The sequence below is a fragment of the Dokdonella fugitiva genome (assembly GCF_004342425.1).
In the GTDB taxonomy this organism is placed as follows: domain Bacteria; phylum Pseudomonadota; class Gammaproteobacteria; order Xanthomonadales; family Rhodanobacteraceae; genus Dokdonella_A; species Dokdonella_A fugitiva.
In genome coordinates this window covers 54,404-66,736 of the sequence record NZ_SLWQ01000014.1, presented here as the reverse complement: position 1 = coordinate 66,736, position 12,333 = coordinate 54,404, and the positions used below count along the sequence as shown (strand labels likewise).

The window sequence follows — 12,333 nt, the reverse complement described above, 5'->3', positions numbered from 1 at the left end:
ATGAAATCCGGATAGTGCGCCTCGACCAATGCGTACAGCAGCGTGCGCTCGGGCGCGTGGCGTGCGTAGCGTGTTGCGGCGTGGGCGGCCGGCAGCGGCGCGCGCACCTCGGCCTGCCGCCGGGATGCGACGAGGCGCGGCACGCAGCGCTCCGGTGCAGGGACGCCTGCTCAGCGTTGCGCCCGCGGGTCGCACGTTCATATCGGCGCTTTCTGCTTTTCGCGTCCGACATTGCTGCGGCGGAAGCGGGTTGTTTGCAGCCAGACGCCGGAAAAAACGAAACCCGGCACAAGGCCGGGCTTCGCGGTGATGCTCGATGGATGGCGTGGATCAGAAATCCATGCCGCCCATGCCACCCATGCCGCCGCCCGCCGGGCCGTGGCTGTGGGCTTCTTCCTTCTTCGGCGCTTCGGCGACCATGGCTTCCGTCGTGATGACGAGGCCGGCGATCGACGCCGCGTTCTGCAGCGCGGTGCGCGTGACCTTGGTCGGATCGAGGATGCCGAGCTCGACCATGTCGCCGTACTCGCCCGTCGCGGCGTTGTAGCCGAAGTTGCCCTTGCCGTCGGCGACCTTGTTGAGGATCACGGACGCTTCTTCACCGGCGTTGGTGACGATCTCGCGCAGCGGCGCTTCCATCGCGCGCTTGGCGATCTGGATGCCGTGGTTCTGGTCTTCGTTGTCGCCCTTGAGCTTGGCGATGCCGGCCAGCGCGCGGATCAGCGCGACGCCGCCGCCCGGGACCACGCCTTCCTCGACCGCCGCACGCGTGGCGTGCAGGGCGTCTTCGACGCGCGCCTTCTTTTCCTTCATCTCCACTTCCGTCGCGGCGCCGACCTTGATCACGGCCACGCCACCGGCGAGCTTGGCGACGCGCTCCTGCAGCTTCTCGCGGTCGTAGTCGGAGGAGGTTTCCTCGATCTGCGCCTTGATCTGCTTGATGCGCGACTGGATGTTGCCGGCTTCGCCGGCGCCGTCGATGATCGTCGTGTTCTCCTTCGAGATGACGACCTTCTTCGCCTTGCCGAGGTCCTTCAGCGTCGCCTTCTCGAGCTGCAGGCCGACTTCTTCCGAGATCACCTGGCCACCCGTCAGGATCGCCATGTCCTCGAGCATCGCCTTGCGGCGGTCACCGAAGCCCGGCGCCTTGACGGCCGCGACCTTGACGATGCCGCGGATCGTGTTGACGACCAGCGTCGCCAGCGCCTCGCCTTCGACTTCCTCGGCGACGATCAGCAGCGGCTTGCCCGCCTTGGCGACGCCCTCGAGCACCGGCAGCAGCTCGCGCACGTTGGAGATCTTCTTGTCGTGCAGCAGCACGTACGGCTCTTCGAGCTCGACCTGCTGGCTCTGCTGGTTGTTGATGAAGTACGGCGACAGGTAGCCGCGGTCGAACTGCATGCCCTCGACGACGTCGAGTTCGTTCTGCAGGCCCGAGCCTTCCTCGACCGTGATGACGCCTTCCTTGCCGACCTTGTCCATCGCCTGCGCGATCAGCGAGCCGATCGCGTCGTCGCCGTTGGCCGAGATCGTGCCGACCTGGGCGATCGACTTCGAGTCCGCCGACGGCTTGCTGAGCTTCTTGAGCTCCTCGACCGCGCCCGTGACCGCCTTGTCGATGCCGCGCTTGAGGTCCATCGGGTTCATGCCGGCTGCGACGGCCTTGAGGCCTTCGCGGATCAGCGCCTGCGCCAGCACGGTCGCGGTGGTGGTGCCGTCACCGGCGACGTCGGAGGTCTTGGACGCGACTTCCTTGACCATCTGCGCGCCCATGTTCTCGAACTTGTCGGCCAGCTCGATCTCCTTGGCGACGGACACGCCGTCCTTGGTGATCGTCGGCGCGCCGAAGCTCTTCTCGAGCACGACGTTGCGGCCCTTCGGGCCGAGCGTCGCCTTGACGGCGTTGGCGAGGGTGTTGACGCCGCGCAGGATGCGGGTGCGCGCGTCTTCGGAGAAGCGGATTTCTTTGGCTGCCATGGGAAAAACTCCGGGAATCGGGAATCGGGAATGGGGAATCGTCAGGAGCGAAAAGCGAAGCGCGTGGAATCAGGTACGGGGCGGGTCCGGAGCAAGGTTGCTCTTACGATTCCCGATTCCCCATTCCCGACTCCCGGCGCCTTCTCACTTCTCGACGACGGCGATGAGGTCTTCTTCGCGCATGACCAGCAGTTCCTGGCCGTCGACCTTGACCTCGGTGCCCGAGTACTTGCCGAACAGCACGATGTCGCCGACCTTGACCGCCATCGGGCGGACCTTGCCGTCTTCCTGGATCTTGCCGGCGCCTGCGGCGATGACCTCGCCCTTGATCGGCTTCTCGGCCGCGGCGTCGGGGATCACGATGCCACCGGCCGACTTCGTTTCGGCTTCCAGACGCTTGATGATCACGCGATCGTGCAACGGGCGAAGCTTCATGGGGTGTCTCCGTAACAGTTTGATGTTGAAGGACTAACGCAAGATTGTTAGCACTTGTTGGTGCTGAGTGCCAAGTTTAGCGGCGAAGCCCGCCTCCGAAAAGGGGCGGGAACGGCTGCGTCCCAGATGGCGTCCCTGCCCGCCGATTCAAGCGGGGTCCCGCGACAGCACCCGGCTTCCGGCCTATAGTCGCGCGGCAGGCCCGCGCACGATGCGCGGACCTCGTCCTGGGGAATCCACATGCAGTACGCCAAGGGCGCCTTCGGCGCCGCACTCCTGCTTTTCCTCGCGTCGGCGCCAGCCGCGCACGCCCAATACGTCCCGCTCGTCGGCGGCACGCCCGCGGCCGAGCACTTCGACACGCTCGCCGCGACCGGTACCGGCACGACCCTGCCGGCCGGCTGGCATTTCGTCGAAGCCGGCTCCAATGCCAACGCGACCTATGCCGCCGACAACGGCGGCACCGCGGGTGGCAACACCTACAGTTACGGCACGGGCAGCGCGAGCGAGCGAGCGCTCGGCATGCTGCGGTCCGGTTCGCTGCAACCGCTGATCGGCGCCGAGCTCGGCAACGACAGCGGCCTCGTCGTCGACCACATCGACGTGACCTATGCGGGCGAGCAGTGGCGACTCGGTGCGACCGGCCGCAGCGACCGCCTCGACTTCCAGTACAGCCTCGACGCGACCTCGATCAACGACGGCTCGGCGACCTGGGTCGACGTCGATGCGCTCGACTTCGCCTCGCCGGTGACGACGGGCGCGGTCGGTGCGCTCGATGGCAACCTCGCCGCGAACCGCGGCGCGATCGCCGGCACGATCGCCGGCCTCTCGCTCGCGCCCGGCGCGCACCTGTGGGTGCGCTGGGTCGACCTCGACATCGCCGGTGCCGAGGACGGTCTCGCGATCGACGACGTGCAATTCGCGATCGCCGGCGATCCGCCGGTCGACCTGCCGCCGACCGTCGCGTCGACGACGCCGGCCGCGGGGGCGAGCGGCGTCGCGACCGGCACGACGCTCGCCGTCACCTTCAGCGAAGCCGTGGCGACGACGGGTACGTGGTACACGATCGCCTGCTCCAACTCGGCCGCGCACACGGCCAGCGTCGCGGGTGGCCCGACCACCTACACGCTGACGCCTTCGCCCGCGTTCGCGGCGAACGAAACCTGCACCTGGACGATCCTCGCCGCGCACGTCACCGACCTCGACGGCACGCCCGATCCGCTCGCCGCCGACCACGTCGTCACGTTCGCGACGCAGGACCCCGCGACGACGCCGCCGTCGGTCGTGTCGACCGAACCCGCCAACGGCGCGACCAACGTCGCGATCGCGAGCGACGTGCGCGTGACGTTCAGCGAACCGGTGACGACCGCGAACGCGTTCGCGCTCGCCTGCGATTCGACGCCGATCGCACTCGACGAGTCGGGCACGGGCGCGCAGCGCACGCTGACGCCGGCGACCGTGCTGCCCGCCGGCGGCCACTGCGCGTTCACGATCGACGCAGACGGCGTGCACGACCTCGACGGCATCGCGATGGGCGCCGACGTCGTCGTCGCGTTCCAGGTCGCGACCGGCACGCTCGACGGCTACTACGCGCAGGTCAATACGAGCAGCCCCGAACAGTTGCGCTGCTCGCTGCACGCGACGATCAAGGGCCACACGATCTACCCGTACAGCGGCTCGGGCACGAACACCTGGACGATCCTCGAGATCGCGCAGCAGGACCCGAACAACCCGGCGAAGATGATCGACGTCTACCGCAACCGCTCCTATGCGATCGGCAGCGATCGCGCCGGTACCGGCAGTGGCCTCACCTACAACCGCGAGCATACCTGGCCGAACTCGCTCGGCTTCGCCAACAGCAGCCTTGCCGCGTACACCGACACGCACATGCTGTGGCTGTCGGACACGAGCCAGAACGCGAGCCGCGGCAACAAGCCGTTCTCCAACTGCGCGAGCGGCTGCACGGAACTGCCGACCGAAGCGAACAACGGCGTCGGCGGCGGCAGCGGCGTCTACCCGGGCAACTCGAACTGGGTGCATTCGCCGGACGGCAACGCCGGTTCGTTCGAAGTGTGGAACCACCGCAAGGGCGAAATGGCGCGCGCGATGTTCTACATGGCGATCCGCTACGAAGGCATCGCCGCCGAGGCCGCGCACGACGGCGTGATCCCCGACCTCGAACTCACCGACAACCGCAGCCTCATCACGATCACGAGCAACACCGCGGCGAAGGCATACATGGGCCTGCTCACGACCCTGCTCGACTGGCACCTGCAGGATCCGCCCGATGCCGAGGAAGTCGCGCGCAACGACGTGATCCAGAGCTTCCAGGGCAATCGCAACCCGTTCGTCGACCATCCCGAATGGGCGACGCGCGCGCTGTTCGAATCGAGCGAACCCGCGGTGTGCGAGCCGGTCGTGCCGAGCGACGTGATCTTCGCGAACGGATTCGACGCGGCGCCGTAGCCGGAAGACACACTCCAGCGAGGGCGGCGCAAGAGCATCGCGGCTTGCGCCGCTCCCGCAAATCGATTGTGGGAGCGGCTTCAGTCGCGATGCTTCCAGCCATCGGCCGCGATCGCCTGCGCCCGCCCACCGCCCCATGCGATGATCGGCGACCCGCTCCGCCACCGATCGCCGCCATGGCCGCCGTCGTCATCCATTGCAGTTGCCCCGACGCCGATACCGCCGCGCGCATCGCGCGCGCGCTCGTCGACGAGCGCCTCGCCGCGTGCGTGCAGGCGCTGCCCGGCGTGACCTCGACCTATCGCTGGCAGGGCGGCGTGCACGTCGACGCCGAGGTGCTGCTGCTCGTCAAGACCGTGCGGGCGCGTCTCGACGCGGTGATGGCGCGCATCGCCGCGCTGCATCCGTACGAGGTGCCCGAGCTGCTCGCGCTCGACGTCGTCGCCGGCGCGCCGGACTACCTCGCCTGGTTCGAGCAGGCCTGCGCGGACCTTGAATCCGCGGCCGGCCCCACCCATCCGCGATGAACGTCCTGCAAGATCCGCGGTCCAAACGCGGTCCCCTGTTACCGTATCCGACGGAGTGACCTTCCGATGCGCAGCCTGCCCACCGGCCTGACCGCCATGTTCCTGCTCGCCCTCGCGGCCGGCGCCGCGCACGCGCAGGAGGACGGCCTGTTGCCGGTCGAACAGGCCTTCAGGCTCGAGGCGAAGACCGCGGGCGCGGGCAAGCTGGCGCTGCATTGGGACATCGCGCCCGACTATTACCTCTACCGCTCGCGCATCAAGGCGAAGACGACGCAGGCCGGGCTCACGCTCGGCACGCTCGAATTGCCCGCGGGCGAGAAGAAGCAGGACGAGTTCCTCGGCGAAGTCGAGGTCTACCACCATGCGATCGACGCGACCCTGCCGTACACGCTCGCCGATGCGGCGGCGAAGAGCGTCACCGTGTCGCTGACCGTGCAGGGTTGCCACGAGACCGATCCGAAGATCTGCTATCCACCGCACCCGACCACGGTCACGCTCGATCTCGCCGCGGCCGCGACGGTGGCGACGAACACCGGCCCCGGCGCGGGCCTGCCTCCGAATCCGCTCGCCGGCAACGGCGGCGGCGTGCTCGCCTCCGGCGGCGGCTTGCAGCTCGGTGCCGATGCCGGCGCCGTCGACAGTGCACCGCTGCCGCCCGAACAGGCATTCGTGTTCGAAGCGATCGCGCAGAGCCCGACGGCGATCCTCGCGCGCTGGACGATGCCGAAGAACTATTACCTCTATCGCGACAGGAGCAAGGTCACGCTCGCCGGCGGCGACGGCATCACGCTCGGCGCACCGCAGTGGCCGGCAGGCGTGGACCACACCGACGAACACTTCGGTACGGTCCAGGTCTACTACGACCAGGTGGAACTGCCGATCGGCCTGTTGCGCGACCGCGGCGACGCGCAGACCGTGAAGCTGCACGCGGAGTACCAGGGCTGCCTCGAGAACGGCATCTGCTATCCGGTCATGCAGAAGGACGTGTCGGTCGACCTGCCTGCAGCGACGGCCGAGCAGCTCGCCGCGGCGAAGGCGGCATTCATCGCGGCACCAGCGGAGAGCATCGCGGCTGAAGCCGCTCCCGCGACCGCAGCGGACGCGGCCGGGCAGGAGCGGCCCCCGGCCCCCGGCTCCCAGCCTTCGCTCACCGGCATCCTCGGCGCGCTGCTGTTCGCGCTGCTCGGCGGCCTCGTGCTCAACCTCATGCCGTGCGTGCTGCCGGTGCTTTCGCTCAAGGTGCTCGGCCTCGCGCAGAGCGGCGAGAGCGCGGCGAAGGCGCGCAGGCACGCGCTCGTGTACACCGCGGGCGTGCTCGTCACGTTCGCTGCGGTCGGCCTCGCCGTGATCGGCCTGCGCGCGGCCGGACAGGCACTCGGCTGGGGCTTCCAGCTGCAGCAGCCGGTATTCGTCGCGGTGCTCGTCTACGTGTTGTTCGCGATCGGCCTGTCGCTGTCGGGCGTCTACAACATCGGCGCCGGCCTCGCCGGCGTCGGCCAGGGCCTCAGCAACCGCAGTGGCGCGGCCGGCGACTTCTTCACCGGCGTGCTCGCGGTGGTCGTCGCGAGTCCGTGCACGGCACCGTTCATGGGCTCGGCGCTCGCCTATGCGTTCTCGGCCTCCTCGTTCGTCGCGTTGCTCGTGTTCCTCGCGCTCGGCCTCGGCCTCGCGCTGCCGTTCCTGCTGGTCGGCTTCGTGCCCGCGCTCGCCGCACGACTGCCGCGACCGGGCGCGTGGATGGAGACGCTCAAGCAGTTCCTCGCGTTCCCGATGTACCTGACCGCGGTCTGGCTCGCCTGGGTACTCGGCAACCAGCGCGGCATCGACGCCATCGCGTGGGTGCTGATCGGCGCGACCGTGCTCGCGCTCGGCCTGTGGTGGTGGGAACGCCACCGTTACCAGGGCCATCCCGTGCAGCGCGTGATCGCGGTCGTCGTCATCCTCGCGGCCCTGCTGCCGATCGCGCGGATCGCCCGCCTCGAAGCGCCGGCCGCGCACGCCGCGACGAGCGCCGGCGTGCCGTACTCGGCCGAACGCCTCGCCAGCCTGCGTGCCGAAGGCCGCAGCGTATTCGTCGATGTCGGCGCCGACTGGTGCGTGACCTGCAAGGTCAACGAAAAGGCCGTGCTCGACACCGATGCGTTCCGCGACCTGCTCCGGCGCAGCAACGCGGTGCTCATGACCGCCGACTGGACCAATGTCGACCCCGCGATCACCGCGTTCCTGCAGGACTACAACGCAGTCGGCGTGCCGCTCTACGTCGTGTTCCGCGCCGGCGAGGCCGGCCGCGGCCATGCGCTGCCGACCGTGCTGACCCAGGCGATCGTCGAGCAGGCGCTCGCGCCGCACTGAGGCGACGCGTGTTCGATCGCACCCACCTGCTCGTGGTCGCGCTTGCGATCGCCGGTGCGCTCGCCGGTCTCGGCGCCGGGCTCTGGCTGCGGCCGGCGACGCCGACCGCCACGCGCACGGCGACCGTCCTGGTCGGCCAGCCGCGACCCGCGCTCGACCTGCCCGGCCCCGACGGGCAGCCGCAGTCGCTCGACCGCTGGAACGGCAAGCTCGTGCTCGTCAACTTCTGGGCGAGCTGGTGCGCACCCTGCGTCGAGGAGATGCCCTTGCTCGATCGCACCCAGCAGCGCCTCGCCGGGCGCGGCCTGCAGGTCGTCGGCGTCGCCGCCGATGGCGCCGAGGCGACCCGCGCGTTCCTGCGCGAGCACCCGGTCGCCTACCCCATCCTCGTCGACGACCCGGAAGCCGCGCCGGCGCGCGGCGGCGACGCCTCGAACACATTCGGCAACGAGCGCGACGTGCTGCCGTACTCGGTGCTCGTCGGGCGCGACGGGCGCATCCTCGCGCAACGCTACGGCAATTTCACCGAAGCGACGCTGGAGCGGTGGCTCCAGCCACATCTCTGACGAACCGCGCACGAACGTCACCGAACGTCGCCGAACTGGACAGATCCCGCCGAACGGGCGAGACTAACCGCCCTTTTCGACCGGCGCGGCCGTGGCCACGATCCTCGTCCTGCATGGGCCCAACCTCGACCTGCTCGGCGCGCGCGAGCCGGAGACGTACGGGCACGCGACGCTGGCGGAGATCGACGCCGAACTGGCGACGATCGCGCGAGCATCCGGCCATGAACTGGCGAGCTTCCAGTCGAACGCGGAGCACGCGCTGATCGAGCGCGTGCACGCCGCGCGCGGCGACGGCACCGCGTTCATCCTGATCAACCCGGCTGCATTCACGCACACGAGCATCGCCCTGCGCGACGCCCTCGCCGCGGTCGCGCTGCCGTTCATCGAGGTCCACCTGTCGAACGTGCATGCGCGCGAGGCGTTCCGCCGCCATTCCTACTTTTCCGACCTCGCGGTCGGCGTGATCGCCGGCTTCGGCGCGCTGAGTTACCGGCTCGCGCTCGACGCCGCGATGCGCCGCCTCGCGAGCTGATTCCCGTTCCAGACCTTTCCGTACAACACGGCCCAGGAGTCCCCATGGACCTGCGCAAGATCAAGAAGCTCATCGACCTGCTCGAGGAATCCAACCTCGCCGAACTGGAAATCAAGGAAGGCGAGGAAATCGTGCGCCTGTCGCGCCTGCCCAAGGGCATGGTCGGCGCCCTGCCGGTCGCTCCCGCACCGGTGGCGGCGCCCGTGCGCGTCGAGGCAGCCGCGCCGGCGAGCGCGTCGGTCCCGACCGAGTCCGCCGGCGGCAAGGCACTGCCCGAGGGCCACGTCGTGAAGGCACCGATGGTCGGCACGTTCTACGCCTCGGCCAACCCCGATTCGCCGCCGTTCGTGAAAATCGGCCAGGCGGTCAAGGCCGGCGAAACGCTCGGCATCATCGAGGCGATGAAGATGTTCAACCAGATCGAAGCCGACGTCGCCGGCACCGTGCTCGCGATCCTCGTCCAGAACGGCCAGCCGGTGGAATTCGACGAGCCGATGTTCGTCATTGGCTGAAGCCGGGAATCGGGAATGGAGAATGGGGAATCGTCAAAGCGGCCACATGAACGCCTCGACGTCTGGCGGGATTCCATGTCGCTCGTGGAACTCGTTTATCGCCTGTCTCGTTCCTTTCCCGATTCAGAACGTTTCGGGCTCGTGTCCCAAGCGAGGCGATCCGCGGTGAGCATCCCCTCCAACATTGCCGAGGGCGCAGCGAGAAGATCCACCGCGGAATACCTTCGCTTCCTCTCCATTGCACGCGGGTCGTTGTCGGAGCTCGATACGCAAATCCAGATCGCAACGCGTCTCGGCTACATCGAAGGATCTTCCGAGTTCGAGCAGTGCACCAACGTCTTGTTCGCCCGAATCACGGCTCTCATGAATGCACTGGACAAGGGTGGCAATTCCCGATGACTGCCTTCGACCATTCCCCATTCCCGATTCCCCATTCCCATGCTCGATAAAGTCGTCATCGCCAACCGCGGCGAAATCGCCCTGCGCGTGCTGCGCGCATGCCATACGCTCGGCATCAAGACGGTCGCGGTGCATTCCACCGCGGACCGCAACCTCAAGCACGTCGGCATGGCCGACGAATCGATCTGCATCGGCCCGCCGGCCGCGGCTGAGAGTTACCTCAACATCCCGCGCATCATCGCCGCGGCCGAGGTCACCGACGCGCAGGCGATCCATCCGGGCTACGGCTTCCTGTCGGAGAATGCCGACTTCGCCGAGCGCGTGGAGAAGTCCGGCTTCATCTTCATCGGGCCGACCGCCGACGTGATCCGCCTGATGGGCGACAAGGTCGAGGCGATCCGCGCGATGAAGGCGGCGGGCGTGCCGTGCGTGCCGGGTTCGGGCGGGCCGCTCGGTGACGACATCGCGACGAACACGAAGATCGCGCGCGAGATCGGCTATCCCGTGATCATCAAGGCCGCCGGCGGTGGCGGTGGCCGCGGCATGCGCGTCGTGCACACCGAGGCGCACCTGTCCAATGCGATCCAGATGACCAAGTCCGAAGCCAAGGCCGCGTTCGGCAACGGCGAGGTCTACATGGAGAAGTTCCTCGAGAACCCGCGCCACGTCGAGATCCAGGTGCTCGCGGACGGCCAGGGCAATGCAATCCACCTCGGCGAGCGCGACTGCTCGATGCAGCGCCGCCACCAGAAGGTCGTCGAGGAAGCGCCGGCGCCCGGCATCACGCCGGAGCAGCGCGCCGAGATCGGCAAGGTCTGCGTCGAGGCGTGCAAGCGCATCGGTTACCGCGGCGCCGGCACGTTCGAGTTCCTCTACGAGAACGGTCGCTTCTACTTCATCGAGATGAACACGCGCATCCAGGTCGAGCATCCGGTGACCGAGCTCATCACCGGCGTCGACCTCGTGCGCGAACAGCTGCTCATCGCCGCCGGCGAAAAGCTCACGATCCGCCAGGAGGACATCGTCCTCGACGGCCACGCGATCGAATGCCGCATCAACGCCGAGGACCCCGACACGTTCATGCCGAGCCCGGGCCTGGTCAAGCGCTTCGAATGCCCGGGCGGCCCCGGCGTGCGCGTCGACACGCACGTCTACGACGGCTACCGCATCCCGCCGAACTACGACTCGATGATCGGCAAGCTCATCGTGCACGGCCGTGACCGCGCCACCGCGATCGCGCGCATGCGCATCGCGCTGTCGGAGATGGTCGTCGAAGGCATCAAGACCAACGTGCCGCTGCAGCAGCGCATCATGGCCGACGGCGGCTTCCAGGCCGGCGGGCAGAACATCCACTACCTCGAGAAGCGGATGGCCGAGGCGAAGGAGAAGGCGATCGGGATCGGTTGAGGGCCCGGGAATGGGGAATAGGGAATGGGGAATCGTCAAGCCGCATGCCCACGCAACGCTTTGAGCTTTACCATTCCCTACTCCCCATTCCCCATTCCCATCCCATGTGGCTCGAACTCTCCCTCACGATCCGCGAGTCCGAACAGGAACGCGTCGAGCTCGCGCTGGAGGAAGCCGGCGCGCTCGCGGTGACCTTGCTCGACGCGGAGGCCGACACGCCGAACGAGCGCGCGATCCTCGAACCCGGCGTCGGCGAGACGCCGCTGTGGGGCGAGATCTCGCTGCAGGCACTGTTCGAAGCCGACACCGATCGCGAGGGTCTCCTGCATGTGCTCGCCGAGCTGCTGCCGGAGATCGAGCCTTCGCAGGTGCGTTTCCGCGAGGTCGCCGACCAGGACTGGACGCGCGCGTGGATGGACCAGTTCAAGCCGATGCGCTTCGGCCGACGCCTGTGGATCTATCCGTCGAACGTCGAACCGCCCGGCGACGACGCCGACGCGGTGGTCGTGCGCCTCGACCCGGGCCTCGCGTTCGGCACCGGCACGCATCCGACGACCGCGCTCTGCCTCGAATGGCTCGACGGCCTCGACCTCGCCGGAACACACGTGATCGACTACGGCTGCGGCTCGGGCGTGCTCGCGATCGCGGCGATCAAGCTCGGCGCCGAGCACGTCGACGGGATCGACAACGACCCGCAGGCGATCCTCGCCAGCCGCGACAATGCGGAACGCAACGGCGTCGCCGACCGCCTCTCGTTGTACCTTCCCGACGAGTTCGTCGTACGCGCCTGCGACGTGTTCGTCGCCAACATCCTCGCCGGCCCGCTCGGCGAACTTGCGCCGCATTTCGCGGGTTGCATAAAGCCAGGCGCACCGTTCGCGCTGTCCGGCATCCTCGTCGGCCAGGCCGACGAACTGCTCGCGCGCTACGCCGAATGGTTCGACGATCTCACCGTCGCCACGCGCGAAGACTGGGTCCGCATCTCCGGCCGCCGCCGCATGTGATGGGCGTCGAAGCGAAAGACTGAAACACGAAGGACTCGGAGGAAGAACGAGAGAAATTGAAACACGCAGCACAAGGAACACACGGAGATTCAAATCGGCCAAGGGTGCGTCTGCGCCGCCAGGCCATCGACAGCTCTTCTCCATGCGCTCCGTGTT

Annotated in this window: 11 protein-coding genes; 9 read left to right on the top strand and 2 right to left on the bottom strand. The window is 68.2% G+C overall.

What is annotated here, in order from left to right:
- Nucleotides 1-330 precede the first annotated feature (330 nt).
- Both groL and groES read right to left on the bottom strand, forming a co-directional pair.
- Complete coding sequence (gene groL, locus EV148_RS17550; protein WP_132000155.1) at nucleotides 331-1,977, bottom strand: chaperonin GroEL; 1,647 nt, start codon at nucleotides 1,975-1,977, stop codon at nucleotides 331-333.
- 144 nt (nucleotides 1,978-2,121) lie between these two features.
- Nucleotides 2,122-2,412 carry a co-chaperone GroES gene (gene groES / locus EV148_RS17545; protein ID WP_132000154.1) on the bottom strand — a complete coding sequence of 97 codons (291 nt, stop codon included), beginning with the start codon at nucleotides 2,410-2,412 and terminating at the stop codon, nucleotides 2,122-2,124.
- Between the two features lie 240 nt (nucleotides 2,413-2,652).
- Here groES and EV148_RS17540 point away from each other — a divergent pair, with 240 nt between their 5' ends.
- The 9 genes from EV148_RS17540 to prmA all read left to right on the top strand — a co-directional run bounded on the left by EV148_RS17540 (nucleotide 2,653) and on the right by prmA (nucleotide 12,177).
- On the top strand, nucleotides 2,653-4,878 hold the full coding sequence (locus EV148_RS17540; RefSeq protein WP_241988140.1) for an endonuclease: 2,226 nt from the start codon (nucleotides 2,653-2,655) through the stop codon (nucleotides 4,876-4,878).
- A gap of 176 nt (nucleotides 4,879-5,054) precedes the next feature.
- Entirely contained in the window at nucleotides 5,055-5,405 is a 351-nt protein-coding gene (cutA, locus tag EV148_RS17535) for a divalent-cation tolerance protein CutA (protein WP_199222821.1), read from the top strand.
- Between the two features lie 66 nt (nucleotides 5,406-5,471).
- Nucleotides 5,472-7,757 carry a protein-disulfide reductase DsbD family protein gene (locus tag EV148_RS17530; protein WP_132000153.1) on the top strand — a complete coding sequence of 762 codons (2,286 nt, stop codon included), beginning with the start codon at nucleotides 5,472-5,474 and terminating at the stop codon, nucleotides 7,755-7,757.
- A gap of 8 nt (nucleotides 7,758-7,765) precedes the next feature.
- Complete coding sequence (locus EV148_RS17525) at nucleotides 7,766-8,323, top strand: TlpA family protein disulfide reductase (protein ID WP_241988139.1); 558 nt, start codon at nucleotides 7,766-7,768, stop codon at nucleotides 8,321-8,323.
- A gap of 91 nt (nucleotides 8,324-8,414) precedes the next feature.
- A complete protein-coding gene (gene aroQ / locus EV148_RS17520) occupies nucleotides 8,415-8,855 on the top strand; it encodes a type II 3-dehydroquinate dehydratase (protein ID WP_132000152.1) in 441 nt (146 codons plus the stop codon).
- 44 nt (nucleotides 8,856-8,899) lie between these two features.
- Nucleotides 8,900-9,367 (top strand): acetyl-CoA carboxylase biotin carboxyl carrier protein, encoded by a 468-nt coding sequence (gene accB, locus EV148_RS17515; RefSeq protein WP_132000151.1) that lies wholly within the window; start codon nucleotides 8,900-8,902, stop codon nucleotides 9,365-9,367.
- Between the two features lie 15 nt (nucleotides 9,368-9,382).
- On the top strand, nucleotides 9,383-9,766 hold the full coding sequence (locus tag EV148_RS17510) for a four helix bundle protein (protein WP_132000150.1): 384 nt from the start codon (nucleotides 9,383-9,385) through the stop codon (nucleotides 9,764-9,766).
- A gap of 39 nt (nucleotides 9,767-9,805) precedes the next feature.
- Complete coding sequence (gene accC, locus EV148_RS17505; RefSeq protein WP_132000149.1) at nucleotides 9,806-11,173, top strand: acetyl-CoA carboxylase biotin carboxylase subunit; 1,368 nt, start codon at nucleotides 9,806-9,808, stop codon at nucleotides 11,171-11,173.
- Nucleotides 11,174-11,277: 104 nt separating this feature from the next.
- Nucleotides 11,278-12,177, top strand: a complete 900-nt coding sequence (gene prmA, locus EV148_RS17500) for a 50S ribosomal protein L11 methyltransferase (protein ID WP_132000148.1) — start codon at nucleotides 11,278-11,280, stop codon at nucleotides 12,175-12,177.
- Nucleotides 12,178-12,333 lie beyond the last annotated feature (156 nt).

Bases quoted from the DNA above. Each gene is read 5' to 3' on its own strand.
- groL (WP_132000155.1), bottom strand. From the start codon at position 1,977: ATGGCAGCCAAAGAAATCCGCTTCTCCGAAGACGCGCGCACCCGCATC.
- groES (WP_132000154.1), bottom strand. From the start codon at position 2,412: ATGAAGCTTCGCCCGTTGCACGATCGCGTGATCATCAAGCGTCTGGAA.
- EV148_RS17540 (WP_241988140.1), top strand. From the start codon at position 2,653: ATGCAGTACGCCAAGGGCGCCTTCGGCGCCGCACTCCTGCTTTTCCTC.
- cutA (WP_199222821.1), top strand. From the start codon at position 5,055: ATGGCCGCCGTCGTCATCCATTGCAGTTGCCCCGACGCCGATACCGCC.
- EV148_RS17530 (WP_132000153.1), top strand. From the start codon at position 5,472: ATGCGCAGCCTGCCCACCGGCCTGACCGCCATGTTCCTGCTCGCCCTC.
- accB (WP_132000151.1), top strand. From the start codon at position 8,900: ATGGACCTGCGCAAGATCAAGAAGCTCATCGACCTGCTCGAGGAATCC.
- EV148_RS17510 (WP_132000150.1), top strand. From the start codon at position 9,383: ATGGAGAATGGGGAATCGTCAAAGCGGCCACATGAACGCCTCGACGTC.
- accC (WP_132000149.1), top strand. From the start codon at position 9,806: ATGCTCGATAAAGTCGTCATCGCCAACCGCGGCGAAATCGCCCTGCGC.
- prmA (WP_132000148.1), top strand. From the start codon at position 11,278: ATGTGGCTCGAACTCTCCCTCACGATCCGCGAGTCCGAACAGGAACGC.